The sequence below is a fragment of the Acidaminococcales bacterium genome (assembly GCA_031290885.1).
In the GTDB taxonomy this organism is placed as follows: Bacteria; Bacillota; Negativicutes; order Acidaminococcales; family JAISLQ01; genus JAISLQ01.
This window is the reverse complement of the sequence record JAISLQ010000063.1, coordinates 15,017-41,998: the sequence shown is the minus strand read 5'-3', so window position 1 is coordinate 41,998 and position 26,982 is coordinate 15,017. Positions and strand designations below refer to the sequence as shown.

Annotated in this window: 24 protein-coding genes and 1 tRNA gene; 11 read left to right on the top strand and 14 right to left on the bottom strand. The window is 54.0% G+C overall.

Features of this window, described 5'->3' with window-relative positions; all coding sequences use genetic code 11:
- Nucleotides 1-306: 306 nt before the first annotated feature.
- The 6 genes from LBO03_07770 to LBO03_07745 all read left to right on the top strand — a co-directional run bounded on the left by LBO03_07770 (nucleotide 307) and on the right by LBO03_07745 (nucleotide 3,768).
- A complete protein-coding gene (locus tag LBO03_07770) occupies nucleotides 307-474 on the top strand; it encodes a hypothetical protein (GenBank protein MDR3349483.1) in 168 nt (55 codons plus the stop codon).
- A gap of 410 nt (nucleotides 475-884) precedes the next feature.
- Entirely contained in the window at nucleotides 885-1,847 is a 963-nt protein-coding gene (locus tag LBO03_07765; protein ID MDR3349482.1) for an amidoligase family protein, read from the top strand.
- A gap of 107 nt (nucleotides 1,848-1,954) precedes the next feature.
- On the top strand, nucleotides 1,955-2,137 hold the full coding sequence (locus LBO03_07760) for a hypothetical protein (protein ID MDR3349481.1): 183 nt from the start codon (nucleotides 1,955-1,957) through the stop codon (nucleotides 2,135-2,137).
- 2 nt (nucleotides 2,138-2,139) lie between these two features.
- Nucleotides 2,140-2,631, top strand: a complete 492-nt coding sequence (locus tag LBO03_07755) for a gamma-glutamylcyclotransferase (GenBank protein ID MDR3349480.1) — start codon at nucleotides 2,140-2,142, stop codon at nucleotides 2,629-2,631.
- Nucleotides 2,628-2,870 carry a hypothetical protein gene (locus LBO03_07750; protein ID MDR3349479.1) on the top strand — a complete coding sequence of 81 codons (243 nt, stop codon included), beginning with the start codon at nucleotides 2,628-2,630 and terminating at the stop codon, nucleotides 2,868-2,870. Before LBO03_07755 ends, LBO03_07750 begins: the two co-directional genes overlap by 4 nt.
- The gene (locus LBO03_07745; GenBank protein MDR3349478.1) at nucleotides 2,845-3,768 is read left to right on the top strand and encodes an ADP-ribosylglycohydrolase family protein; all 924 of its coding nucleotides are present in this window, start codon (nucleotides 2,845-2,847) and stop codon (nucleotides 3,766-3,768) included. Before LBO03_07750 ends, LBO03_07745 begins: the two co-directional genes overlap by 26 nt.
- A 119-nt stretch (nucleotides 3,769-3,887) precedes the next feature.
- Here the strand turns inward: LBO03_07745 and LBO03_07740 are convergent.
- Nucleotides 3,888-3,964, bottom strand: a tRNA-Arg gene (locus tag LBO03_07740).
- 565 nt (nucleotides 3,965-4,529) lie between these two features.
- Nucleotides 4,530-8,933 carry a hypothetical protein gene (locus tag LBO03_07735; protein MDR3349477.1) on the bottom strand — a complete coding sequence of 1,468 codons (4,404 nt, stop codon included), beginning with the start codon at nucleotides 8,931-8,933 and terminating at the stop codon, nucleotides 4,530-4,532.
- 1,084 nt (nucleotides 8,934-10,017) lie between these two features.
- Here LBO03_07735 and LBO03_07730 point away from each other — a divergent pair.
- Together LBO03_07730 and LBO03_07725 are read left to right on the top strand one after the other, a co-directional pair.
- Nucleotides 10,018-10,401 carry an aspartate 1-decarboxylase gene (locus LBO03_07730; GenBank protein ID MDR3349476.1) on the top strand — a complete coding sequence of 128 codons (384 nt, stop codon included), beginning with the start codon at nucleotides 10,018-10,020 and terminating at the stop codon, nucleotides 10,399-10,401.
- Nucleotides 10,402-10,509: 108 nt separating this feature from the next.
- Nucleotides 10,510-11,091 carry a hypothetical protein gene (locus LBO03_07725; protein MDR3349475.1) on the top strand — a complete coding sequence of 194 codons (582 nt, stop codon included), beginning with the start codon at nucleotides 10,510-10,512 and terminating at the stop codon, nucleotides 11,089-11,091.
- 106 nt (nucleotides 11,092-11,197) lie between these two features.
- Here LBO03_07725 and htpX read toward each other — a convergent pair whose 3' ends face one another.
- The 12 genes from htpX to LBO03_07665 form a co-directional block, all read right to left on the bottom strand.
- On the bottom strand, nucleotides 11,198-12,064 hold the full coding sequence (gene htpX, locus LBO03_07720; GenBank protein ID MDR3349474.1) for a zinc metalloprotease HtpX: 867 nt from the start codon (nucleotides 12,062-12,064) through the stop codon (nucleotides 11,198-11,200).
- Nucleotides 12,065-12,185: 121 nt separating this feature from the next.
- Complete coding sequence (locus tag LBO03_07715) at nucleotides 12,186-12,779, bottom strand: DJ-1/PfpI family protein (protein ID MDR3349473.1); 594 nt, start codon at nucleotides 12,777-12,779, stop codon at nucleotides 12,186-12,188.
- Between the two features lie 53 nt (nucleotides 12,780-12,832).
- Entirely contained in the window at nucleotides 12,833-14,026 is a 1,194-nt protein-coding gene (locus LBO03_07710; GenBank protein ID MDR3349472.1) for a divergent polysaccharide deacetylase family protein, read from the bottom strand.
- 61 nt (nucleotides 14,027-14,087) lie between these two features.
- Nucleotides 14,088-14,975, bottom strand: a complete 888-nt coding sequence (gene xerD, locus LBO03_07705; protein ID MDR3349471.1) for a site-specific tyrosine recombinase XerD — start codon at nucleotides 14,973-14,975, stop codon at nucleotides 14,088-14,090.
- 21 nt (nucleotides 14,976-14,996) lie between these two features.
- Entirely contained in the window at nucleotides 14,997-15,272 is a 276-nt protein-coding gene (gene hfq / locus LBO03_07700; GenBank protein ID MDR3349470.1) for an RNA chaperone Hfq, read from the bottom strand.
- A 238-nt stretch (nucleotides 15,273-15,510) separates the two neighbouring features.
- Nucleotides 15,511-16,434, bottom strand: coding sequence for a tRNA (adenosine(37)-N6)-dimethylallyltransferase MiaA (gene miaA, locus LBO03_07695; protein ID MDR3349469.1), 924 nt, complete (start codon nucleotides 16,432-16,434; stop codon nucleotides 15,511-15,513).
- Entirely contained in the window at nucleotides 16,431-17,216 is a 786-nt protein-coding gene (locus LBO03_07690; GenBank protein ID MDR3349468.1) for a class I SAM-dependent methyltransferase, read from the bottom strand. The genes miaA and LBO03_07690 overlap by 4 nt, the downstream gene beginning before the upstream one ends.
- Nucleotides 17,217-19,040 (bottom strand): DNA mismatch repair endonuclease MutL, encoded by a 1,824-nt coding sequence (gene mutL, locus LBO03_07685; GenBank protein MDR3349467.1) that lies wholly within the window; start codon nucleotides 19,038-19,040, stop codon nucleotides 17,217-17,219. It lies immediately after the preceding gene.
- Complete coding sequence (gene mutS, locus LBO03_07680; GenBank protein ID MDR3349466.1) at nucleotides 19,040-21,622, bottom strand: DNA mismatch repair protein MutS; 2,583 nt, start codon at nucleotides 21,620-21,622, stop codon at nucleotides 19,040-19,042. Before mutS ends, mutL begins: the two co-directional genes overlap by 1 nt.
- A gap of 25 nt (nucleotides 21,623-21,647) precedes the next feature.
- Nucleotides 21,648-22,958, bottom strand: coding sequence for a tRNA (N6-isopentenyl adenosine(37)-C2)-methylthiotransferase MiaB (miaB, locus tag LBO03_07675; GenBank protein MDR3349465.1), 1,311 nt, complete (start codon nucleotides 22,956-22,958; stop codon nucleotides 21,648-21,650).
- Between the two features lie 217 nt (nucleotides 22,959-23,175).
- Nucleotides 23,176-23,640 (bottom strand): very short patch repair endonuclease, encoded by a 465-nt coding sequence (locus LBO03_07670; GenBank protein ID MDR3349464.1) that lies wholly within the window; start codon nucleotides 23,638-23,640, stop codon nucleotides 23,176-23,178.
- 145 nt (nucleotides 23,641-23,785) lie between these two features.
- On the bottom strand, nucleotides 23,786-24,367 hold the full coding sequence (locus LBO03_07665) for an HD domain-containing protein (GenBank protein ID MDR3349463.1): 582 nt from the start codon (nucleotides 24,365-24,367) through the stop codon (nucleotides 23,786-23,788).
- Nucleotides 24,368-24,593: 226 nt separating this feature from the next.
- Here LBO03_07665 and LBO03_07660 point away from each other — a divergent pair, with 226 nt between their 5' ends.
- The 3 genes from LBO03_07660 to LBO03_07650 are packed head-to-tail and all read left to right on the top strand — an operon-like array spanning nucleotide 24,594 to nucleotide 26,858.
- Nucleotides 24,594-25,391, top strand: coding sequence for an amino acid ABC transporter substrate-binding protein (locus tag LBO03_07660; GenBank protein ID MDR3349462.1), 798 nt, complete (start codon nucleotides 24,594-24,596; stop codon nucleotides 25,389-25,391).
- Between the two features lie 24 nt (nucleotides 25,392-25,415).
- Nucleotides 25,416-26,066 (top strand): amino acid ABC transporter permease, encoded by a 651-nt coding sequence (locus tag LBO03_07655; protein MDR3349461.1) that lies wholly within the window; start codon nucleotides 25,416-25,418, stop codon nucleotides 26,064-26,066.
- A 27-nt stretch (nucleotides 26,067-26,093) separates the two neighbouring features.
- Nucleotides 26,094-26,858: an amino acid ABC transporter ATP-binding protein gene (locus tag LBO03_07650; protein ID MDR3349460.1), complete on the top strand. Its 765-nt coding sequence runs from the start codon at nucleotides 26,094-26,096 to the stop codon at nucleotides 26,856-26,858.
- Nucleotides 26,859-26,982 lie beyond the last annotated feature (124 nt).

The window sequence follows — 26,982 nt, the reverse complement described above, 5'->3', positions numbered from 1 at the left end:
CTGTATGTGTGTCCAGCGTTCAGATATTCAATTGTCCGTTTTCTATATTTTTTATCATAGCTCATAGCAATTTTATATTATCAATTTACTGTCACATTTTCAATGCTATTTGACTATATATGCTGCAGCGGTCGCGACAGCGACACTCCTGCTCCAGATTTGGGACAGGCTGGACAAGCTGAAAAGCCGCCGCAAAACCAAAAGCCCCGGCAACCGCCGAAGCCGACCAAAGCACAAGCGGTAACCGAGGGCAAGGCAGGGGGGCGAAAGCCCCCGCTGCCTACATTATAGCAGGAGGTGCGAAAAATGTCAAAAAGGCAAGCGATATCCACTATACTTAATTTAATTGTAATATCTTTTTTGGCCAGCAAAATCGATTGGGACATAAATGCGGCAAAAGCGGCATTTATAGGGCTGTTGGCAGCAGGTGAGTTGATTATCGTGGGGTTAGCCGTATATGAAAGACGGTACTAAAGACGGATGGGGAGGCGCAAGAGCGGGAGCGGGCAGGAAATCGGGTTCTAAGGATAGTTCACCGCGGACAAGGGGGCCGAAAAAAGAACCGCGCCCCACGCGCCCGCAGCGCCCCCAGATGAGAGCCTTCGAGGACGAATGGGCACTTATCAAAGCCTTTGAGCGCATAGTGAAAAAAGGCGACCGGGCGGCAGCGGAAGTTTTTATTAAAAAGTATGAAAATCCGTAAAATTTAAAAAGAAAACCCTCTTGCCTAAGCCAATCGCAAGAGGTTTTTTCTTTTTTTGTGCGCTAATATTTTTGGCAAAAATATGAATTTTTAACCAAAAGCCATTGACTTTATAATTGCGCCTAATTATAATATGGGTAACGAAAGCAGCCAAGGCAAAAAACTACGGAGGCGAACAAGGATGAAGCAACAGAATTTTGGCATTGAGATTGAAATGACCGGGGTAACCCGCGAGGAAGCAGCAAAGACGATAGCAAAGCACTTTGGCGCAACGGAAACATACATCGGCGGCGCGTACAACGCATACGAAGTGTGTGACTGGCAGGGCAGAAAGTGGAAGGTGATGAGTGACGCAAGCATTGATAAGGAGTGCAAATACGATAAAAAGCAATATCGTCCGATCACCGATAAGTGCTACAGCGTCGAAGTCGTAAGCCCGATACTGCACTACGACGAACTGCCTACGGTGCAGGAGATAGTGCGGCAAGTACGCCACGCGGGAGCAAAAGTGAACAGAAGTTGCGGCATACACATCCATGTTGACGCAACGAACCACACCGCCAAGAGCCTGCGAAACCTGCTCGGCATTATGTACGGCAAAGAAGATTTGCTTTTCAAAGCCTTGCGGGTAAGCGACGACCGTGTCAGATACTGCAAAAAGACCCGCGAAAGCGTTTTGCTGGCAGCGCGAAAAGACAAGAATCTCACTCTGGATAGCCTAAAGGCGATATGGTACGATAAAAACGACTATCGCGACAATCCCGGCGAACACTACGCGCCGAGCCGCTACCATGCGCTGAACCTGCACGCGACATCCAGCAAAAAGACCGTAGAGTTCAGGCTTTTCAACAGCACCTTGCACGCCGGGGAAGTAAAAGCCTACGTACATCTGGCGCTTGCCATAAGCGCACAGGCAATGCGGCAGAAGTCGACGCAGTTAACCAAAACGGCAAGCGACAACGAAAAATTCACTTTCCGCACTTGGCTTTTGCGGCTTGGGCTGATAGGCGACGAGTTTGCCAACACCCGCGAGCATTTGTTGAAGCGCCTTGACGGCAACGCGGCGTGGAGGTTTGCGCCGGAGCGTTACCCGACGCACCCCGCTACCATAGCAAGCAACAATATGACAGCCGCCCTCGCTTGAGGGCGGCCAAGGTAAACAACAAAGGGGGCAATGCCATGAAAGTAATTATTGACGACCGGGAGCATTACGGCGCGACGGCGGTCGCATTGATTGATTAAATCAAAGACATGAACTGGGGCGTGAAGCCCGACACCGACGCAGAGGGCTATATCGCAATCCAAGAGGACACTTACAAACGCATGATTGGCAAGAAACTGAAATTACCCAAAGGCGACATCGAGGCGCGGGCGATAGCGATGTTTGAGGCGATATCGGAAATCGGCGCATGGCATTTTGACAGGGAGGGCTAAGCATAAATAACACAACAAGAGCAAAAACAAAGCGTTACTATTTCGCATACGGGAGCAACTGCCATCTGGATCAGATGGCAGTTCGCTGCCCCAGGGCGGCAGTTGTCGGCGCGGCCATATTACTGAACTACGCGCTTGAACTCAACGGAAAGACAAGCAACTGGGGGGTGGCGAACATTCGACATAAGCGCGGCAAGGTTGTTAACGGCCTCTTATGGACGATTACGCCAGAATGTGAACAAAGCCTCGACAGATATGAGGGCTACCCGCATTTGTATGAAAAGCGCAAGGTCACGGTTTATGCCGAGGATGGAACGCCGTACAGGGCGATGGCTTACGTCATGACCGCCGCGCACAGCAAACCAGCGCTTCCCTCGAAACTGTATTACCAAGGGATTATGGAGGGCTTCCGGCAAAACCGCATTCCCAGCGCGCCGCTAAAAGCCGCGCTTGAAGAAACCTATAGCAAAATGATGGGGGGACTTGGAAAGTGAAGACCGATCCCAAATCGCTCGGCAGGCCCAAAAAAAGCAAAGACCGACGCATAGGCATAAACTGCTATATCGCCGGAAGTTTGCTGGACGCGATGGATGAATACGTAGCAGAAAGGCAGCGAAAAAACAAAGGATACAGCCGCTCGGATTTTTTCAACGAGGCGCTGGAAAAGCATATGCGCGACCTTGGGCTGCTACAAGATGAGGCAGGTGATGGCGATGAAAAAAAGCCCGGATAAGATACTTGGCGCTTTGCTGGGCGTAGCGGTGGGAGACGCGCTGGGCGCGCCGCTTGAATTCATGAGCGCGGAGGAGATACGGGCAAAGCATGGTACCGTGCGCGAAATGATTGGCGGCGGCTGGCTGAACGTCATGCCCGGCGAGATAACCGACGACACGCAGATGACGCTGTCCGTCGCGGAAGGAATAGTTGAAAACCCGCAAGACCCGATACCCGGAATCGGGCGGCGGTTTGTCGAATGGTATGACAGCCGGCCCAAGGATATCGGCGTTACTTGCCGCAGCGCCATTGCCTACGCGAAAGCAAACGGCGCGCAGGACGAGAACGGCTGGCACGAAGCCGCGCGGCGCGTCCACGCGGACACCAACGGCATGACGGCAGGCAACGGCGCGTTGATGCGAACCATTTACCCCGCGCTTTGGTACGGACGCAAGAGCGCCCGGATAGCGGCGGCGGCTATTGGGCGCATGACGCATTGGCATGATGACAGCACGCTTTCGGTCATAGCATACACCGAAGCAGTTGCGGACATTATCGGAGCGGATAAAATCCCGGACGCTGGGATTGGCTGGAGCAAAGAGCGTATAGAGTACCGCATGAGGCGTGTACGGGAACTGGCGCCGGACAACGAGCGCCCGCGCCCGGACGGGTACGTCCTGAACAGCCTCGTATGCGCCATAAACGCCATACGGGACACGTCCAGTTTCGAGGGCGCGCTGATACAGGCGGTGAACCTCGGCGGCGACGCCGACACCATAGGGGCAATTACAGGCGGACTCGCGGGCGCGTTGTATGGAGCGCGGACAATCCCCCAAAGGTGGACAGACGCGCTGGACAAGGACACGAGAAACCGGCTGGAAAGATGCGCAGATAAAGCATGCAAGAGCGAATATTAATTGCTTTCGATAGTATCCACAAAAAATATTTTGCGGGTATTTTGTGGTGCAAGCAATTTTCACAACAAAAACGGGTTCCGGCAAAACCGCCAAAACCCGCTTCACAACTTGTATTTTTTTGGCGACCCCGGCAGGACTCGAACCTGCGGCCTTTTGATTCGTAGTCAAACGCTCTATCCAACTGAGCTACGGAGTCATCAACGAAGATTATTATAATAAATTTGGCGGTGTTTTGTCAAATGTTTTGTTGATTGCGGATAGGCGGCAATTGGTTCCCGAAAAAACGCCAAGCCCTTCAAGTTCTCTGTAACCGCCTCTTATCTCGTCCAAATTAAGGTGCGGCTGGGATGCGCATTGCCGGTTTATTTCCCCTGCGGAAACAGGCCGTCCATTAAAGCTGTCCGCGTCTTTAAGCTTACTTAGCGGCAAGCATCCAAGCGGCCTCATCCCGCCATATAAACCGGCGAGGTTCACGCAAAACCGATTTTTTCCCGGCACTAAAAACGCCGAAGTCGCTCCACGCTGAATTATGGCAAAACACGCCGTGGACGATATACTCGTTTAATTTTAACATAATCATGGCAATGCAGTCAAAAATAAATTCAGCGCAATGGGCGACAGGCCAAAACCCCTTGTCATACTGGATATATGCGCATTTTTGCGCGCCGGCTGTGGCCGCCGGGGGACAAAACAAAGCGAGGGCGCGCATGCTCTCTCTCACGCCGTTTTTATTATGGCAACGCGCCCTGGCCGGGCGAAGCTCAAAACGCCCAAGACAGCCTTATCCCACCGGACAAGCCGCCGCGTTTGCCGGCGTAGAACTGTACGCCGTATTCGGCCGAGAAACGGCTGTCAGGTTTTGGCTTGGCGATGCCGCCCACCTCAACGATGCCCGTTAAGCCGCCCATGTCCGGCTCGCCCAGTCGGTACTGCCCATCGGCGACCCCGCGCGACTTGCCGGCAAACTCATATTCGAGCGCCGCGCCCACATACCAGTAACGATAATCGTTTTTTTTGCGGGTGAAACGCGTCCCCAGCCGCAGCCGGTGCGAATCGTCTGCGGCAAAGTCCACCCTTTCGTCGGTGTGAAGCGTGATGGACTTGCCGTTTTGCCGCGCGTAGTAGTAACGAAGGAGAAGGTCGAAAGTATCCTTCTCGTTGAGCTTCTTCTCCTTGCCGATACCGATATGCGCTCCAAAATACGGGACGCGGACATCATAGCGGGCGATGTTGCCGTCCACGTCGGTCAGTTCGTAGGACCGGAAACGGTTCTCGAGCAGCCCGCCGCGCAGGGACGCTTCCAGCCGCAGCCCGTCGGGGCGCACGCGGCGGGTCATAAAGCCCAGGCCGACCGCCCGCAGGTTCCCCCGGCCGCTGACTCGCCCATCGTCGCCGAAGTTGCCCCGGGCGCTGTAATGCCCGAACCCGGCGTCCACAAAGCCGCCGTAAAGAAGCGAGCCGTCCTCCCGGACGCGTTTGGCCGTCCGTCCCAACATGAGGTGGCTGGAAGCGAGATCGAGGTGGGAACCAGTCTCAATGCGCTGCCAGCCGGCATCCGCGCCGCCGAAGCTGGCGTATTCCCAGCCGCCCTCTTTTTCCCGGATGTTAAGGTCGGCCGACTCGTAACTGTGGTCGGCCAGCCAGCCGGCGCTGTTGCTGACGAAGGCCAGGCCGGCGATCCGCCCTTCGTTGATAATGCGCGCCCCCGGCGCGGGTCCGCTGCTATAAAGGCGGGCGACGAGGTATGGGCTGCGGTTCGTGCCGTCCGGTTTGTCGTCGATGATAAAGTTGTAGCCGCGGGTCATGCCCTGCCGGGCGTAGGCCGTGTACTGGCCGCTTTGGTTTTGGTCGTTCGTCAGCGCGTCCGCGCCGGCTACCTGCGCATTGCCTGCCCCGGTGTCCATCAGGTAGAAGACATCGCCCATCGTGAGCGGGTCGCCGGCCCGGAAGTTGCTCAAAGACACCTTGGCTCCGGTTACATCGACATTGTTTGCCAGAGGATCGGTAAAGGCGAGGAGGGCGCCGCCGCTGGCCGATGCTGCGCCGCTATCGTCGCCGAGCGCGGAAAGCTTGCCGAAGCCATCGCCGTTATCAATGTTGAAAGTAACATTGCCCGCGAAATTTGCGCTGCTAACATTCATTTTGTTGTAACCCATGACCAGGAGCGCCGCGCCGGAGTTGAGCGTAAAGGCGAAGGGGGCTTTGCCGCCGCCGCCATCGAGCGTGAACGCCCGATTGCCGGACAGCTCGTTGTTAATAAAGACGGTGTTGCTGCCTCCTTCGAGGGCGACGGTACCGTTCGCGCCATCTAACGCGAAGGTGTTGTCCCCGCCCCATAGAAACACACCATTGCCTGTAACCCGCATGCTAAAGGTTTTGCCATTGTTCTGATTTACCGCGATGGGGTCAAAAAGGAGCACCACGCCGCCGGCTTCGGCTTGGACGATGAGCGCCGCGTCGGAATCGGCGGCATCGGGGACTGTTGCGATATTGCCGGTACTGTCGTCGGTGGTATAGCCGTCAACAACGCCGAAATACAGGGAGTTGTAACGCGTCGGAACAGTGGGGATGGGGCCTGGCCCGTTGTGTTCAACGATTCCATTGTTCACAAAGGACGTCATTTTGCCGGCGGTGGCGGACAGGGTCAGGGCATTGGTATGTGGCGCACCTAAATCAAGGCCGGTATCCACGGTAACCGTGCCGTAAACTTTGGCGGAGGGAATTGTGTCGTATTTGAGGGAGGTGTCATTCACGACCGATGTAAAAGTATTGTTTCTGAACTCGCTGTCCCTGATTTCCAAGGGAGCGGCCAACCCGTAGCTGTAGACTGCCCCGCCCATGATTTGCCCGTTTTCCGCCGTAACCTCATTGTCGACGAAAGCATTGCGGTTCAAAAGGCCGAGGCCATGCCCGGCGGCACTGCCGGTTAAGCCGGTCGCCCCGATAAGGCCGCCGCCATCGATGTAGGTACCGGCGGTAATTTGCGCGCCAAAGAAGCCGTTGCCGGCGATTTCATTGATATAGGCGATATTATTGCCGGAATAAACGCCCAATACGCCGCCACCAGCGATGTACCGCTCCGTTGTTACCTTCAGGGCGCCAAACGAGTCTTTGTCCCCAAACACGTTGTTTTGCACGCTCAAGATCGCGGCACCGCCGTCATTGGAGTAGACGCCGACCACGCCGCCGCCGGTGAGGTCGCGGGCTTTGACTTCTATGCCGTCATAAAAAAGATTGCCCGAAAAGAATCCGATTCCGGCGAGCACGTTTCCCGCGCTAACAGTATCGGTGGCATAAACGCCGGCTACGCCGCCGCCGCGCAGACTCTCCGCCGCGCTGACACGAGAAGCACGGAAAGTGTTGTTTTCCAGGGCGCCGATAATTGAGTCGGCGCCGCCTTTAATCGCCTGCTTCTCCGCATAAGTACCTATCAGGCCGCCGCCGAACAGATTGCGGCCGATATCGACGTTGATGCCGCTAAACCAGTTGTTGTCCGCAGTGTCCAAGGTAACATATTGTTTGGATGACAGGCCGACCACGCCGCCGCCCAGCAAGTCGCCCTTATTGGATAGTGAGGCTGTAGGTGAGGTTTCCGCGTGTGTCGTTACATCCAAGTTGTAAAAAATATTGTTCCGCAAAGAGAGCATTTCCGTATAACCGGCGTTGGAACGCAGGCCAACAACCCCGCCGCCCTCCAAGTTTCCCCCCAAAAAGCCGCCGGAACCATTGTCGCGGGTACCGACAGCGACGCTGCTGTTGATGAAAAGGTTGCCGTAAACCGAACCAGTGGACGCATTGATGGGATAATCAGGGTCGGGGCCGGGATCAGGGCTTTTCCCGTCATTGTAATTAGTGTTGAGGCCGACGAGGCCGCCGCCCCGCAGGTAGCTGCCCACATCCACCGCCACGCCGGCGAAGATGTTGTCGGCGAGGTAGTCCAGCTTAACGGCCGCGTTAGAGAGGCCGTTGATACCGAGCACGCCGCCGCCGCGCAGGGAATAGCCGGCCTTGACCGTGATGTCGCCCAGGTTGTTGTTGCCGAAGACATTGCCCCTGACGTCAACTATCCGGGCATAGGTAACATCTTTGCCGCCAATATCTCGGCTGTTGTTGTTGACGCCCACCAAGCCGCCGCCGAGGATGATGTCGCCGGAATCTATTGCTATACCGGTGAAAAGGTTGTAATTGAGTGATTGCAGCAGGGCGTGCCCCGGTACATTGGACGGCGAAGACACGGCGTCCAAGCCGATCAGCCCGCCGCCCTCAAGATAGGCGCTTTCGGTAGGGTTTGAGATTGAAAAGGTGGTAGTTACTTTTATGCCGCGAAAAACATTGCCGGTTATGTCGCCGACATCAACCGAGGCACTTGGCGGACTTGACTCGCCGGTCGCCCGAAAGCCGATCAACCCGCCGCCGGCCAGATAGTGCGTATCTTCGTGCCCAATAAAAGTAATGTCTATGCCGGTAAAGGCGTTACCGGTAAGATCGCCGAATTTTATATCATTCGTGTGGCTGCTTGTATTGCCAATCAGCCCGTTGGTCATGCCGCCGGCGGAAACGGAGTCAAATTCGTTTGTGATTTTTACCGCATCAAAATGCAGGTTTTCTAAATTCAGCTTATTGTCGATGGTCAGCCATCTGGCGTTATTAAAAGGAGGTAAGCCCAATGTTCTAGGAGTTTCGTCGCCTCTGATATAGGTCATGCCGGCGGTCAGGGCAGGCTGGGCAAACGGTAAAACATCGCTGTTTAGCGTAAGGCTGCTTAACGCCGTGTCCGTCCGCAGGTCGGCCTGCCGCAGGATGTCGGCGTTGAGGGAAGAGATCCTTGTCATGAAGCCGCTGATCAAGCCGCCGCGGATGACTGTTATGCCGGCGTTAACTGAAACGGCGGCAGCGTCATGGGCGAACATAACGCCGGGGACGGAGAAAGTTACGGCGCTGCCGTAGGATGCGGCATCTCTTAAATCGCCCGGAGTGGACGTACTGGTTTCGGCAGATTGGGTTACCGTTCCCGCGTACGCCGGCGCGGACAGAGCCAAAAGGCCGGCCGCGCACAAAAAAACCGCCGCCCGCCGCGCTCCCGGCCAGGGGAACGCAGTTTCGCCGCTCGGGAAACCAAAGGGCAGGTGCCGCGATTTCTTCTTGAATTTAGCTACATTACGCATAAATATCGCCCCTTATGTTTTTTTGCCAAATCTATTGAAGATCTTTGGTTTAACCTTTGATTTGGAACATTAACTTGACGCAAAACGGCGAACGAACAATCTGGTTGACAACGGCGCGGAATGTATGTAAAATTACAACAATCTGTTTTTAAAATTTATTTGGCGGCCCATGCAACACAATGTAAAGAATGTTGCCCGGCGTTTTTTAATTTATCCAGCAAGCGCGGGGATTTCCGCGCTTTTTAATTTTGCGATTTTTGTAAATATTTTTTTGCGCAAAACAAAAAGCGGCTCTCCAAGCGGGAATTGCCTCTTTGCCAGGTAACATTCTTTACAAAATGTTACCTGGCGCAATGCATCCAACGAACAAGCCTTTGGCAAAACGAAATCTCTCGCGAAACGGAGCATCGTTCAATGACCGAAACAATAATTTTATTGTTAATATTGCTGATATTCTAACACGCCGCCGTCCGCTTGGCAAGATGTTTCGCCGCGGTTGCGCGGAAATCAATTTTCAAATTTCGCGTAACTGCCAAGCGGGAAGCAGTTTCAATCTGCGCATTTGCCGTGGAACATGTGGTCTTGCCATCGAAGGAAACGGCGCACCCTTCCGCTTTCTCCGGCAAAAGCGGCATAACCCTTCTCGTAAAACATTCGCTCAGGGATTTTGGCTCCAACATCTTCGGCAAGCACGTTAACCAATAGCAGCCGGGCACGTGGCCAACGGAGAGTTTCCGGCGCGGACATGCGGATGTTTTTTTGCGGCTTGCCCATTCGTATATTTGTTGCAAATTGCGGAATCCGCAGAACGTCCCTACGATTACGATAGTGATTGCATCCTCCGTGCCGCAAAAATACGGCTCGTATTCTTTTGAAAATTGATTTCCGTGATTCAAAAGTAACCAGGCTTGTACCTTCGCCTTTTATATGCTAAAATACATGACGTAACCGACGCGCCGGCGTTCGCCGCTTGGATCGTTTATATGACCGAGACGGGTAGGATTTGTTGTTTTGTGCCCTTTCCGTTTTAACGGTATATTTTTTGTCCCGGGTAAGCGCCTGACGCTAAAACAAGGAGGACAAAATGCAATACACGATGTTTCATGGAAAGATCCACAGGGCAACCGTTACTGAGGCAAATCTCATGTACGCCGGCAGCATAACCATTGACCGGGAGCTTTTGGCGGCGGCCGGCATTCTTGCCTATGAAATTGTGCAGGTTGTCGACATTGACAATGGCAGCCGCTTTGAAACTTACGCCATTCCCGGCCCGCCCGCTTCCGGCGTCATTTGTTTAAACGGCGCGGCCGCCAGGAAAGTTGCCGTCGGCGACAAGGTCATCATCATCGCTTACGCGCAGATGAGCAAAGAAGAAGCGGAAACTTTTGTTCCCACCACCGTGCTGGTGGACGGGCAAAACAGAATAACCGGCGCGCGCGGCCGGGAAGAATACGGGCAAAAGGCCTGAGAGGGCAAAGGCGCGCGGGGTTGTCTGAGATAGGATCTTACGGTAGGTTTTCTTTCTTGATCTGGCTACCGCCAATATAAGGAGCGCCGGCATCACCAAGCCTAACGAATGGGAGGCCGACAACCTGTCATTTTCTGGCCGAGGCCGGCTGCAATACCGGCGCCGGCGGCAATCTGGCAGGACATCACGGACAGCGCGCAGATGAAGGAGAACCGGAAACGCCTGCGCTTTGTGCTTGTCGCTTCCACCCATCCGAGCAGCAAAGACCGCCGGGGCAACTTCGCGCAGAAAATGACCGGACACAGCGGCAGCGGGGTTGCCGCGGGCATGTCTTTGCGGGGTGTTACGGAAAAATACGGGCGCGTTTTCAAAAGGAGAAGGGACAAGGACTATATCCACTACATTTACGCCATGAAAAAGCAGAGCCCGGCATCCGCCGACAATTCCGCCATCGGGTTTGCCGTAAACAGCAAAGACAAAGCCGCGATGATTTATATTGAGCGGTGGGGCAAAGTTTTGGAACAAAAGGGTGCCGCGCGCCGGGCTTTTGCTGTCAAAACGCAGTTTGCCGCGCGCGGTTGCCCGTCAGTCGGACAAAAACCAAGGGCCTGTTTTCACCGTATGAAAACAGGCCTTTCGCAGAGGTGCCGATCATGCCTGAATATGAATATATCGGCGATTTTGGGTTGATTGTCGCAAGCATCCTCGTGCTTTTATACGCCGGTTGGGATGTGTTCTTCCCTGACAAATAATATACTTGCCGGGTAAACTGCGCGGCGAATCCTGACGGGTATTTTTAGCGCAAATTGCGCGCGAGTTCCTCTAATTTCGCGATCCGTTTGGAGGTCGCCGGGTGCGTGCTGAAAAGATTGCCGAAAAGGCTGCGGACGCCGCCCAGCGGATTTATGATAAACATGTTTGAGGTGGCGGGCGTAGCGTCCGGCAGCACTTTGCGCTGGGCGTAGTTTTCAATCTTGCGCAGCGCGCTGGCCAAAGCGAGCGGTTTGCCGCTGATCCTGCCGCCGGTCTCGTCGGCCACAAATTCGCGCGAGCGCGATATGGCCATTTGTATGAGCATGGCGGCAAGGGGCGCCAAAATGACCATGGCTATGGTGGCGATTGCGCCGGCGGAATTATTGTCATTGCTGTCCCGGCGGCCGCCGCCGAGTATCATGCCCCAGCGGAGCATATCGGCAAGCATTGTAATCGCGCCCGCCATGGTGGCGGCAACAGTGCAGATGAGCGTATCGCGGTTTTTGACATGCGCCAGTTCGTGGGATAGCACGCCCTCCAGCTCCTCATAGCTTAGGGCGCGCATAATGCCGCTGGTGGCGGCAACGGCCGCGTGTTCGGGGTTGCGGCCTGTGGCAAAGGCATTCGGGACGTCGGTATTAATTACATATACTTTGGGCATGGGCAACCGTGCGCGGCGCGCCAGAGCGGAAACCATCCTGAACAGCTCGGGGGCGCTTTGCGCGTCCACTTCCCGGGCTTTGTACATTTTCAGGACGATTTTGTCACTATACCAGTAACTGACGAAATTGAGCAAAAGGGAAAAGCCAAACATCATGATCATGCCGCTTTGCCCGCCAAAGGCGCGTCCTGCCAGCATCAAAAGTATCATCATCAACGAAAGCAAAACGGCTGTTTTGAAATTGTTCATTTTTATAGCCCTCCAACAGAATGTTTTCTGCCTTTGCCTATAATTATAGCATAAATATTTTGTAGATATTATGCATAATATCAAATTTCAACCCGGTCAGGGGCAAACGCCCGGCGCACATTCAGGACAAGGCAAACGGGTCGTTTTCCTTGTCGGCGTTCCAAACATACTCAATGCGCCCCGCTATATCGCCGGCCAGTTCCCCGCCGTGCATTTGCGCTATAAAGCCCAGCGCCATATCCATGCCGGCGGATATGCCGGAAGCCGTATAGATACGCCCGTCAACCGTCCAGCGCGCGCGCCTTTGCCAGTTGACCCGCGCGTTTTGCGCGCAAACCCAGTCAAAGGCTTTTTTGTTCGAGGTGGCTTTTTTCCCGTCAAGCAGGCCGGTCTTTGCTAAAAGCGCCGAACCTGTGCATACGGTCAGGACATATTCGGCCGCGCGCGCAAGACAAGACAGCGCCTCTATGAAAGCTTCGTCGCGCACCAAGTTCCGCGTGCCCATGCCGCCGGGTATGAGCAAAATGCCCCCGCCGTTGATTTCTTTTAGCGGCCTGGTCAACGCCTTTAAATTTTGGCTGCTGGTTACCGCGCCGCCTTTTGGCGAAAAATAGCCCAAATTATACATCTCCGGCAATTTGCCGATTATTTCGGCCGGGCCGAAGGCATCGAGCGTTTCAAACTGTTCAAACAAAACAATGTTAAAATCGCGCATGTTTCAGCATCCCTTTTCTTTCGCCCATGTTTCGCCTTGCCCTGCGGCGGCTTTTAACGCGACACGAGCGAGGAGACGAAAACAAACTCCACCCCTATGGCTTCCAGTTCGTTCAGCGTTTCCGACAAAGCGATGGCGGTTTGGGGTCGGGCATGGCAAATGGCAATGTAGGATCCTTCTTTCAGGGCCTGTTCCCCGGCTTGGCGCAGACGGCCTTTAATGTAACCGACGTCTGCTTCGCCGTCCATGAACGCCCGGTTGATCGCAGTTCTTACGCCCATCTGCCCGGCGACCTTGTAGGCGAGGGTTTTAGGTTGGGTGAAACTATCGACAAAAAACAAACGTTTTTCTTTTATGACCGACAAGACTGCCCTCATGATCCGTTCGTCGGCCGTCGCCCGCGAGCCTTGGTGGTTGTTGACGCCCACTATGCCCGGCAATTGCTCTATGGCTTTTCGCGTTATTTGTTTTGCTTCGTCATCGGACATGTTTACGGCTATGGTTATTTTCTCTGACTGCTGGCTGCGGTCAAGCGGTTCCATCGGCAGATGCAGCAAGGCCTCTTTGCCGCTTTTTTTAATTATGGCGAGCGCTTCGGCGGAAAAATTACGGTAGGGTATGACGGCAAAAGACAGTTTCTGTTTCAGGCCGGTTATCTTGCGGACAATGTCGGCATCATAACCGCAGTCGTCGACTATAACGGCAAGCCTGCCGTGGCCGGCCTTTTTCGCTTTGGCCGGCGGCGCGAAGTAAATCCTGTCAACAATGAGTTCGGATATATCGCCGTCATCGGTGATGAGGGCGATATCAATCCTTTCGACGTTCTGGCCTTCCCATTTGTCTTGCTCCTGCCTCGCAACCGCGCCGCTTTTGCTTTTGAGCCGTTTGTTTAAATCATCTTTTATTTCTTCGATGCTGGCGGAAGCGTCAATGGTTACCAATTGCGAACGCTCCAGCCAGTCAATCTTCGTGTTTTGTTTGCCGCCGGCGCTTTTCTCAAGATGCTTGGTTTCTTTTACCTGCGCTTTATTTGCCTTTAGCACGCCATTTACCTCGGCTTGCAAGGCCAGCGACGGTTCTTTATAATCCAGGCCGCGTCCGCGCGTCTGCGCATCGCGGCCGTCCGTTGCCGGCGGTGCCGTGGGCGCGGGTCCCGTCTTGAAATAATAATAAGCCCCCACGGCTGCGGCGCAGGCGATCAGAAACATGGACAAAAGCCGCGCGATCCTGATTTTCCTTTTTTTCATCTGATTTTTCAGCCTTTCCGCCGCCACAACTGCCGTCCGCCGCCGCTAAATAAAACGGCCGTCAAGCCCGCGGGTGCGTCCGGTCATATATGTCGCGCAAATGTTTTTTGGTCAGGTGGGTGTAGATCTGGGTTGTCGAAATGTCCGCGTGTCCAAGCATTTCCTGCACAACCCTTAAATCGGCGCCGTTTTCCAAAAGGTGAGTGGCAAAAGAATGGCGCAGGGTATGGGGGGTGATTGCTTTTGTTATGCCGGCGCGCTTGGCGTGTTTTTTCAGGATAAACCAAAGCCCCTGCCGGGTCAGCCGCTGGCCGTCAGCGTTCAAAAAAAGCGCCGCATCGTTTTTGCCCTTGGCGAGAAGCGGACGGGCGTTTTCCAAATAATCGCGCAAACAGGCGCGCGCCGCGTTTCCTATGGGAACAAGGCGCTCTTTCGCCCTTTTGCCAAAGCAGATTATATAATTGGCGTCCGGGTTGATGTTTTCATAATTTATCCCTGTCAGTTCGGAAACTCTCATGCCTGTCGCGTAAAGCGTCTCCAACATGGCGCGATCGCGTATCCCTTCGGCGCTCGTCGCTTCCGGCTGACGCAAAAGCGCGTCAATTTCTGCGGCGGAGAGCACTTTGGGCAGATGCAGGGAGTTGCGCGAGGATGATATTGTCTCCGCCGGGTTGGCGCCGATCAGCTTCTCTTCCCGCAAAAAGGAGAAAAAAGACTTTAAAGCCGCTACCCGGCGGGTTACGGTAGCGGAAGACAAAGCGTTTTTGCGCTCTTGCTGCAAAAACGCTTTGATAAGATCGTGCGTAACCTCTTTAACGGAGTTTACGGCATGCTCGCCGGCAAAAAGCATAAACTTTCTTATGTCGGAAGCATAAGCCGCAATCGTGTTTGCGGAAAACCCTTCTTCCACTGCCAAATACTGCAAAAAAACTTTTAACGACTTTTCCAAATTTCCCGCCCCGTTACGCTGTTATTCCTGCCGTTCCCCCGGCACTTTGCAGCAATGCGCCTTTTCCGGCGACATTATTTGCATGGCCTGCAAAGGCGTGACGGTCGATATAGCGTGTTTGTAAATAAGTTGCTGCCTGCCGTCATTTTCCAAAATGACCGTAAAATTGTCGAAGCCCCTTACCAAACCTTTAAGCTGAAAACCGTTGACAAGATAAACAATCACCACGACATTTTCTTTTCTTACTTGGTTGAGAAAGCTGTCCTGCAAGTTGATGCTTTTGCTTGTTGCAACCATATCTATCCCTCCAATTTGAACGCTGGACTGATCCGCCCCAAGCATCCCCGGTTTTGGGGCAACTGGGTACAAAGGGCGGCTAAGTCCCCGGCATGGCCGCTCAACGAAAAGTTGAACCTGTCCGCTATAATGAAGCCGCGTCCGACCGGTTGCCGCAGAAAATTTGCGGCGGGACTTTGCGCCCATAAATAAAGAGAGGAATTGCCGCTGATCTTTATCGATTGTAATTTATTTTACCTTAGTTTCGCTCATTCCACAAGTTTTCGCGGATAATATTCGCAAGCCTTTTGACGCTTGGGCCTTCTTCCACTTTCAGCCATTTTATATAAGGCATTTTTCTGTACCAGGTAAACTGGCGTTTGGCGAAGCGCCTGGTATTTCTGGCGACAAGCCGCATACATTCGGGCAGCGTGCAAGCGCCGTCCATATATTCAATTACTTCTTTGTAGCCGATGCCGCGCATGGCCGGCGCCCGCTTGTCCACGCCCGCGCCCATTAGGCCTCGCACTTCTTCGATCAGCCCGGCGTCAAACATGTTCTTTACCCGTTGATTTATTTTCTCATATAAAAAATCCCTGTCCGCGTAAAGCCCGAATACCCGCGCGTCATAAACCAATTCCCGCTGTTTTTCGCGCGATATTCCTTGGCCAAGCGTAGCGGCTTCTATCGCCCTTATAACCCGCCGCCGGTTGTTGGGATGTATGCCGGAGGCGGCTTTGGCCGACAAAGCGCGCAAGCGGGCAAACAGCGCCGCGTCGCCGAATTCGTCCGCGAAAGCTTCCAGTTGCGCGCGCAATGCCGGATCCGCTTCCGGCGCCGAAAAATCATATCCTTCGAGCAGCGAACGGATATAAAGGCCTGTCCCGCCCACCAGCAGCGGAAGCATCCCCTTGCCGTTGAGTTCTGCTATAAGGCGCGCGGCCTCTTTTTGAAACAGCGCCGCGCTGAAAATTTCACACGGCCGAAGAATATCGACAAGGTGGTGCCGCACCCGCTTTAATTCGTCCGCTGCCGGTTTGGCCGTGCCGATGTCCATTCCCCGGTAGACCAGCATGGAGTCGCCTGAGATTATTTGCGTACCCAGCTCTTGCGCGAGGGAAATTCCGAGTTTGCTCTTGCCGGTGGCGGTCGGGCCGAGAATGACGATCAATTTGTCCTTCACCCGCCAGCCTCCAGCACTGCGTATTTTAGTTTGCTGTAGCGGCCATCGCCGGTAAGGCGCGCCAAAAGCCAAGGAAAATGCTTCCCGGGTTCAATGGTTTTTATTACTACCTTGCCGGCGGCGACTCTTTGCGCTTCGGCCAGCAGCGCGCCGTCCAGTTTCAGGGCATGGGCTACCGGCCGCAGCGGTTCCATGTTGTGTGATTTTTCCAAAATGCGCTCAAACATCGGATCAAAATAAACTATATCGAAAGAGTTGTCCGCCGCTTTTTTGAGATAAGCCAGGGCATCGGAAAACACTACCCGTATCCGGCGCATGGCCGCGGTCAGTTCTTCGTTGTCGGCCCGGTAATTTGACAGCCCTTCCCTTATCACAAAAGCCACGGGTTTAACCGCCTCAACTCCTACCACGAGCCCTTCGCGCCCAACCGCCCAAGAAGCGACGCAGGCATCGGCGGCCAGCCCCAGCGTACAATCCAATACGCTCATGCCCCTTTTTAGACCCATGGCCCTGACCATCCTGTCGCCGGCGCCCGCGCAAAGATTCCCTATGCGCCGCACGCTCATGCCCGGATGAAAAAACAGCCGGCCGCCGGCCGAATAAAGCTCCGGCCCTTTGGCGGTAGCGACTAAGGCGCCATCAAAGCCGCCGCGCGTTATAAATTCGTCAAGCGTCCCTTTGTCCCGCCCGATAAACGGCAGGCCCAGTTCTTCGCTCCATGCCCGCGCTTTGCCCGTTAAGCCGGGCGCGCCGTTTTTGCCTACGGTAACCGCGAAATTCATCTAAGTCCTTTTGAACATCCGGCCAAGCTCCTGTTCGGAATATTTAATTATGACCGGACGCCCGTGCGGGCAAGTAAAAGGATGCCGGGTGTCCATCAGTTGGGCGATGAGTTCGCGCATCTGCCTTATGTTAAGAGTTTGCCCGCCTTTGATCGCCGCCCGGCAGGAGGCCAAGGACACCAGGCGGCTGCGCATCTCACCCGGATCGGGGGTTTTCATTCCGGCAATAAAAACCAGCGACTGCCTGACAAAGCTTTCCAACTCATCAGCCGACAGATCGGCCGGCACGGCAGTCAGTTTGAGCGCGTCAGGCCCGGCGGCTTCCAAATCAAAGCCCAGGGACTTGAAGGTTTGGCTATGGGCAAGCGCCAGATCGGCTTCGTCTGCAGGCAACTGTATATATACGGGCAAAAGCAGCTCCTGCACCGGCATATCGCCTTTGTTTGCGGTCAGCCGGTCAAAAACGATCCGTTCATGGGCGGCGTGCTGATCTATGATATAAAGGCCGTCTGCGGATTGCGCCACTATGTACGTGCGCGCGATTTGACCTAGCGGCCAGATCGAATGAGTTTCGTCGGAATCCGCTTTCCGTTCCGGCGCGGCACTGCTTGGCGGCAATTCTTTTTCGGCGAGCAGCGCCGCGCGCTCGGCAAAGAAATCACGTACCGCCTGTTTGCCGTAAACCGTAACTTCTTCCCTGACGGTAAAAGGCGACTGTTTCCATATATCCATCTGGTAGGACGAAGGCGCGGCGCGCTTTGTTTCCTGCTTTGCCGGCCGCGCCAAAGCGCCGCTTTCCGTCCGCGCCTCGATGGGGGCTGTTCCGTCCCGAAGCGGCCGCGCCAAAGCGTCGGAAAACGCCCGGTACACCGCACGGTACACGCCCTGCTCGTCGCTGAACTTTATCTCGCTTTTTTGCGGATGTACGTTAACGTCTGTCTGCTCCATGTCAAGTTCCAGCACCACGACCGCGAAAGGATAGCCGTTTTTGGGCAGTTGCGATTGATAGGCGTGGTCAAGCGCGCGGGCAATGAACCGGCTGGTTATGACGCGCCCGTTCGCGATCATGGTCTGCCACTGGCGGGAGCTTTTGAGCAGGGAAGGATTTCCGGCATACCCGGTGATTTTAAACCCGTCTTTTTCGTAATTTACCGGCAGCAGTTCTTCCCTGGTTTTCGCGCCAAAGATGCTTTCTATGGCGTCGGCCAGTTCTCCGCCGCCCGGGGTAGCTAAAACCTGCCTGCCGCCGCTGACCAGGGAAAAGCGGACATCGGGCCTCGACAAGGCGAGCTTTTCCACAACTTCGCTTACGTAGCGGCTTTCCGTGCTTTCGGTGCGCAAAAATTTGCGCCGGGCGGGAATGTTAAAGAATAGGTCTTCGACGATCACGCTTGTGCCGACTCCGGCGCCGGTTTTTGTTACATCGAGGCCTTCCCCGCCCACGAGCGTAACTTTAACGGCAAACTCGGCATCCGGCGGACGGGTCAGCAGGGAGAACCTTGATACGGACGCGATGCTGGGCAAAGCCTCGCCGCGAAACCCCATTGTCTTAATGGACATAAGGTCGCTTTCCGTCTTGATTTTGCTGGTGGCGTGGCGCAATACGGACAGACGGGCATCGCCTTCCGACATGCCTACGCCGTCATCGGTAACGCGGATGTATTTTACGCCGCCGCCGGCGATTTCAATTTCGATCGCGCGCGCTCCGGCGTCCAAAGAATTTTCGATCAGTTCTTTAACGGCCGAAGCCGGTTTTTCCACCACTTCGCCGGCGGCGATTTTATTGGCCGTGTTGGCGTCAAGCAATATTATCCTGTTGTCCATCAGGGAATACCCGCTTCCTTTTTCGCTTCCTTTTGCAGGTCATACAGTTTGTTCATAGCTTCAATCGGCGTCATGGCGGCTACGTCGAGTTCCAGGAGTTCCCTGTTGAGCGCGCCGGCGAAGAGCGTTTCCTGCCGGGGGGAAGTTTCCTTCTTTTGCGTTTCGCCGGTGGGCGTCTCGCCCGAATATTCATTGAGCAGGCGCTGCGCTCTTGCCAAAAGACTTTTAGGCAGGCCGGCCAATTGCGCCACGTGTATGCCGTAACTTTTGTCCGCCCCTCCGGGCACGATGCGCCGCAGAAAAACTACCTCGCCCCCCTTTTCTTTGACCGCGACCGAACAATTGCGCAATCCGTCAAGCTGGCTCTCCAGCTGCATGAGTTCGTGGTAATGGGTGGCGAAAAGCGTTTTGGCGCCTATTTTGGAGTTTATATATTCAATGACCGCCTGCGCTATGCTCATGCCGTCATAAGTGCTGGTACCGCGCCCCACTTCGTCAAGGATGATCAGGCTGCGTTCGGTCGCGCGGTTTAAAATCTGCGCGACTTCGGTCATTTCCAGCATGAAGGTGCTTTGCCCGCTGGCCAGGTCGTCGCTGGCGCCTACGCGGGTAAATATGCGGTCGACCGGACAAATGCAAGCCTGCCTGGCCGGGATGAAACATCCGATCTGCGCCATCAGCGTAAGCAAGGCGATCTGGCGCATATAAGTTGACTTGCCGGCCATGTTGGGACCGGTTATTATCAACATGCGGCGATCGCCCATGTTGAGGGACACGTCGTTTGGCACAAACAGTTCTTGCCGCAACAGCCGCTCTACCACCGGATGCCGTCCGTCCTTGATTGTTATTTCCTGGCGGCTGTTTAATTCCGGGCGTATATATTTATATTTGTCCGCAGCGGTGGCCAGCGACAGAAAAACGTCTACGGACGCCAGAGCCCTGGCGGTATTTTGCAGCTCCGCCGTGTGTTCCCGCACTTTTTCGCGCAGACAGTTGAAAATATAGTATTCCAACTGCTCGATACGTTCCTGCGCGCCGAGGATTCTGTTTTCAAACTCTTTAAGTTCAGGCACGATATATCTTTCCGCATTGGCCAGCGTCTGTTTGCGGACGAAATTGTCAGGTACGGCGCCGAGGTTTGAGCGGGTAATTTCAATATAATACCCGAATACCTTGTTATAGCCTACTTTAAGATTTTTAATGCCGGTAAGGGCGCGCTGCTTCGCCTCAAAATCGTTCATCCATTCCCGGCTGTCGCGGGAGGTGCGCCGCAGGGCATCCAATTCCAGGTCATACCCCTCCCGGATCATGCCGCCTTCGCGCACGGAAAAAGGCGGATCGTCAACCAAGGCGTTGAATAAGAGAGTGCGCAAGGAAGAGTGCAGTTCCAAAGAATCGCCAAGCTCATGCAATTTGCCGCCTTGCGCATTTTTAAGGGCGAGCCTTATATCGGGCAGCGCCGCCAATGAGGCGGACAGCGCCGCCAAGTCGCGGGCGTTGGCGTTGCCGACCTCTATCCGCGAAAGTATGCGTTCCATGTCGCTGATCATAGCCAATTGCGTTTTCAGCAGTTCCCGCAAATGAAATTCCCCCAGCAGTTCGGCAATCACTTGCTGGCGTGCTATTATCGCGGCCGGATTCAGAAGCGGCGCCTCTATCCAGCGTTTAAGCTGGCGCCCGCCCATGGCGGTCTGCGTAAAATCAATAATATCCAGCAGAGTGCCCTTGCGCGAGCCGTCGCGCAAGTTTCGCAGAAGCTCGAGATTGCGCGCGGCGGCGGCGTCAAGCAGCATGGCCGTTTCATAATTTAATTCGCTCAAATTGCCAATATGCGACAAATCGGACTTTAAAAGCGTATAAAGATAAGACAGCAGACAGCCGACGGCCGTCTTTGCCTCTGCGGGCAATTTGTGCCCGGGGAAGTGCTTGAAAGTCAACGCCTCCGCGCCATCCAAATCCTCCGGGCAATAAAGGCTGAATGAGCACCCCGGCAGTTTTTGCCGGCAAAAACTTTCCAAATCCGACCAGTTCTCGACCTTTCCCACAGTTACCATTTCCGCCGGCGCTATTTGAAAAATAAGATCCAGTGCCTTTTCCCTGCGGGCGACGCCCCGGCAGGCCGCCCACAGACATTCGCCGGTGGATACGTCCGCAGCGGCAAAAGCTAAACAGCCGGCTTCTTCATAGAGCAAGGCAAGATATTGATTGGTTTTCTCATCCAGCAGTTGGTCGTTCATCGCCGTGCCCGGCGTAATTATTTTTATTACCTCGCGTTTTACCAGTCCTTTGGCGTCTCTGGGGTCTTCCACCTGTTCGCAGATAGCTATCTTGTAACCTTTTTTGATAAGCTTGGCGATATAGCCGTCGGCGGAATGATACGGCACGCCGCACATGGGGATGCGCTCATCGGCGCCGCCGTCGCGCGAAGTGAGCGTAATGTCAAGCTCGCGCGACGCCAGATGGGCGTCGTCAAAAAACATCTCATAAAAATCGCCTAAACGGAAAAAAAGTATTTCGCCCGGATGTCGGCTTTTAATTTCCTGGTATTGAATTATCATGGGAGTATAGTTTTGATTGTCCATCCTCAAGCCTCTCTGTCGATCAAAATCATCGCTTGGCGATCGTCCCTTTCAGCAGCCAGGTCTGACCGGAAGTTATTTTTACCGGCACTGTTTCGCCAGCCGCGATAGAACGGCCGTCCCGGGGAAATATGACTATCTTGTTGGCGCGCGTGCGCCCCGACAGATTGCTTTCGTTTGTCGCGCTTGCGCCTTCCACCATTACCGTTTGCACGCTTCCTGCCAATTTGCCGTTAATGTCAAGGCTTATCTTGTTTTGCAACTCCATGAGGGCTTTCAGGCGGGCTTTTTTGACCGGTTCCGGCACCTGTCCGTCCATGCCGGCGGCCGGCGTTCCGGAACGCGGCGAATAGATAAAGGTATAGGCCGCGTCATAACGCGCGCTTTCCACCAAAGATAAAGTATCGGCGAAATCTTCTTCCGTCTCGCCGGGAAATCCCACAATAATATCGGTGGTAACGCTCGCGGCGGGGACATGGCGGCGCACCGACTCGATAAGGCGCAAATAACCGTCCCGGCTGTAGCCCCTGTTCATGGCTTTCAGGACACGATCGCCGCCCGCCTGTACCGGCAAATGGAAATGCTCACAGATGCGCTCTCCGGCAGCCACCGCCTTTATGACATCTTCGCCCATATCGCGCGGATGGCTTGTCATAAAACGTATCCGTTCCACGCCGGGCGTTTGGTCAACCGCGCTGAGCAGACCGGCAAAGTTTGTGCCGCCGCTGGCGTAAGAATTGACGTTCTGGCCTAAAAGCACGATCTCTTTGTACCGTCCGGCGACGGACGCCACCTCGTCCATGACCGCCTGAAACGGCCGGGAGCGTTCGCGGCCGCGGACATAGGGGACTATGCAATAAGAGCAGTAATTGTTGCAGCCATGCGTCACGGGTATCCAGGCGGAAAAGGCGCTTTTGCGCAATATGCCGCCGGAAAAATCTTCCCTGTCCGCTTTCTCATCGACAAAAGCCTGTCGCCGGCGCGTTTGCAGAAATTCCTGCAGTATGCCGGTAAAACTGCTTATATAAAAAGTGCCCAAAACCAGGTCGATCTGTTTGAATTCGGAAAGGAGCGCTTCCCCTCCTTTTTGCGCCATACAGCCGGCGATGGCGAGCACTGCGTCCGGATGCTCTTTTTTGAAAAATTTGAACTCGCCGATTTTGCCGCGGATCTTCTGTTCCGCGCCCTCACGGACGCAACAGGTATTTAAAATGACAACGGCGGCCTTCTTATAGTCGGCCGTCTCCTCGTAACCGAGGCTTTCAAGCTGCCCGGCGTAATGCTCCGAATCGCTTTGGTTCATTTGGCAGCCGTAATTTATGACGTGAAACCCAGGCAATTACCGCTCACCTCTTAATAATGCGCCCCGGTTGAAACACAGGCAAGATTTGCGGGCTGATTTGCCGCGCCGCGAGGCGTAAAACGCCGGTGGACACGTTCGTAATTTGCGGCAAGGCCGTCTCAACTTGGCCGCATAGCGCCTTCGCAAAATCCAACAAAACAGTTTGCGCAAAACTCATGGCCGTGCCCCTTTACACCCTGCGCGCGCCCCTTTGTCATGGCTCGTCGGAGCCAAACCAGACATCGCCGGCATCCACTTGGTTTTGGAATATGGCTTCTTTTATATTGTCGATGCAATTGCCCGGATTGCCGCATATTTCAGTGCCCCAAAACCTTACGACCGTCCAACCCATGCCGCGCAGCAACCTATTAGTTTCATTGTCGCGGGTTATATTGCGCTCAATTTTTTTGAACCAATATTCCCGGTTGCTTTTGATTCTTGGCTTTTTAGTTTTCCAATCTTTACCATGCCAAAAATCACCATCACAAAATATCGCTATTTGATATTTTGTGATGGCTATGTCCGGCGTCCCGGGAAGTTTCGCATAGTTTTTTCTGTATTTTATGCCGGAGCGCCAGAGAGCTTTGCGCAAAGAGAGCTCAATGGAGGTATTTTTGCTTTTTATCCGGCTCATAATATAATGGCGCTTGCTATCGGCGGGCGGCGGTGATTTTCCCATATTTTCGCTTCCCTCGGGCGGCCGTTGGAAAAATTTGATTTTGCCGCCTTGACTTCAATAACTACTCATAGTATATTTTAGAACAGTATACCACAAGTAATAGCGTCCTTCAACGCAAAATGCCTGAATCACCGGGAAATAGCACCTACCCGAGAAATTTCAGCCCGGCGTAAGGCTCGTCTTTTACTTTCGCGGCCAAAGCCGCGCGCACGAAATCTATATGCTCCTTCAAATCAACGCCCAGATCGGCGGCGCTTTCCGCCAAAAGTTCCCGGCTCACCGCCCTGGCGAAGGCTTTGTCCTTCATTTTTTTCACAACCGACTTGACTTCCAGCGCGTCGAGGCTTTTGTCGGGGCGAACCAAAGCGCAGGCCAGCACAAAACCGGTCATCTCATCGCAAGCTAAAAGCGCCTTTTGCAAAAGTGATCTTTCTTTTTCCCATTCCCGATCATGCGATATGACGTCAATGACAAATTGTTCGGCAAAACCCTCCGACAGAAGTATTTCACGCGAATGTTTGAGGTGTTCGTTCGGATATTTTTCAAAATCAATATCGTGCAAAAGACCCACCGCTCCCCAATAATCAGGATCGGCGCCGAATTTTTCAGCATAGGCGCGCAAAGCTATTTCCACCGCCGCCCCATGCCTTAAAAGCTGTTCGGAATGTACGTGTTTTAAAAGGACAGCGTATATTTTTTCCCTTTGCAAATAAATCCCCCCGCCCATTTTTCTGCGCTACCTAATACTATATCACCATACTGGGTTTTCAACTATCGGGAAAATAGGGCAAAATACGCTATTTTTAATTGCCAAGCAAGTTTTGTGCCGGAAATCTTCCGTTTTTGCCCCAATATTCCTTTTGCCCTTGCCGCGCCACATAATTTAATATAATGTGTAGCAAGCGATGCCTAGGGAACGTAAACAACTGCCAATATTTGGGAGGTGCTACTTGATGAGGAAAAATCTTTTAATGCTAACGGCTGCCGTGGCGCTGCTGGCCGCTTTATGCGCCGGCTGCGGTTCTTCGCCGGCGGCGCCGGCCGGTAAGCCGCCCGAAATTCCGCCTAAAATCATCATAGGGCTTGACGACAATTTCCCGCCGATGGGTTTTCGCGACAAAGATGGCAAACTTACGGGCTTTGACATTGAAATGGCGCAGGAAGCCGCCAAACGCCTAAAAACGGCGGTTGAATTCAAGCCTATTGACTGGAACAGCAAAGAAGCCGAACTGACCAGCAAGCGCGTGGACATGCTGTGGAACGGATTGACCATAACAGAAAAACGCAAAGAAAACATCCTGTTTTCCAAACCTTATATGGAAAACAGGCAAATAATCGTTGTCAAAGACAAATCGCCCATCAAAGACAAAGCCGGCCTGAAAGGTAAAACCATCGGCACCCAGGACGGCAGCACCAGCGTTGACGCCGTCGAGAAAGAACCCGCCGTGCTGAAATCTTTTAAAGAGTTCAAAAAATACGGCGATTTTATTGCGGCCTTGATGGATCTTGACCTTGGGCGCCTGGACGCCGTTGTCATTGACGAAATTGTCGGGCGCTATTACACCGCTATGAAGCCCGGGCAGTACCGGGTTTTAGCCGACAATTTCGGTACGGAAGAATACGGCGTGGGATTGCGCAAAAGCGAGGGGGCGTTGCTCGCGGCGCTGCAAAAAGTGTTGGATGAAATGAAAAAGGACGGCACGTCCGCGAAAATCTCCACAAAATGGTTTGGCTCGGACATCTTGAAATGAAAAGCTTTAAAATTTTGACCCAAAATGCGCTTTGACTATCTTATCGGCATAATGCCGCCCTTGCTGGAAGGCTTTGGCGTAACGTTAAAAATGTTCTTCGCGACGCTTGTCCTGTCTTTGCCGCTGGGTCTTTTTCTCGCGCTTGCCCGTCTGTCTCCCTGGCGGGTTTTGCGTACGCTGATAGGGGTTTATGTTTGGCTGCTGCGCGGCACGCCGCTCATGCTGCAACTTTTGTTTTTTTATTTCGCGTTGCCGGGCTTTGGCATCACGCTGGCGGATTTTCCTGCGGCGCTGGCGGCTTTCGCGCTCAACTACGCCGCTTATTTCGCGGAAATATTTCGCGCCGGCATACAGGCGATAGACCGCGGGCAGTATGAGGCGGCTAAAACACTCGGCATGACCTACGCGCAAACAATGCGCCATATCGTCCTGCCGCAGGTAATACGGCATATCCTGCCGCCGGCCGGCAATGAAATAATAACTTTGGTCAAAGACACCTCGCTTATTTACGTTCTGGCCATGGGCGATCTCATGCGCGTTACCCGCAGCATTGTGCAAAGGGACTTCAATACCGCCCCTTTCGGCGTAGCCGCCGCCTTTTACCTCGGCATGACCCTTATCCTGACTTGGATATTCAAAGGTCTGGAAAAACATTACTCGGCCTATGAAAAATAATCGTAAAAAACAGGCGGCAAAGCAGTCATGGACATAATAAACGCGGTCGATATCCGCAAAAGCTTTCATGAAACTATGGCGCTTAAGGGAGTATCGCTTCGCGTCCGGCAAGGTGAAGTAATCGCCATTATCGGCGCCAGCGGTTCCGGCAAAAGCACTTTTTTGCGTTGCCTTAACCGTCTGGAAAACATTGACAGCGGTGAAATAAACATCGCGGGCGAGACGCTGGCCGCCACGGGGGCGGACGGCAGGGCAAGATACGCGCGGGATGCGGATGCGCGCCGCCTGTGCGCCAAGATGGGCATGGTATTTCAGCATTTTAATCTTTTTCCGCATTTTACCGTGCTGGAAAACATAATTAAGCCGCCCATGCTGGTGAAAAAAATTGCTGCGGAAAGCATAATGCCGGAAGCGGAAAAACTCTTGCGCAAGGTTGGGCTGACAGACAAAAAAGACAGCTACCCCAGCCGGCTTTCCGGTGGGCAGAAACAAAGGGTCGCTATCGCCCGGGCTCTTGCCATGCAGCCTGACATCATGCTGTTTGACGAGCCTACTTCCGCGCTTGATCCGGAACTGACCGGCGAGGTATTGAAAACCATGCGCCATCTGGCGGAGGAGAACATGACCATGCTGATAGTTACCCATGAAATGGGCTTTGCGCGGGAAGTCGCGGATAGGGTAGTGTATATGGACGATGGATTGACAATCGAAGAAGGCGCGCCGGAGGACATATTCACTTGTCCGCGCGAAAGCCGCACACAGGCTTTTTTGCAAACGATAATACACGCGTAGCGGACGCCGGGACGCAAACCGCCCGCCGGCATATAGGCATATCCCTTATACATCCTTTGCCGCCGTATTGTTTCCCGGCAACCTCAAAACGTTTCACTTTCGGCTTGGCGGACAAACAAGCGCG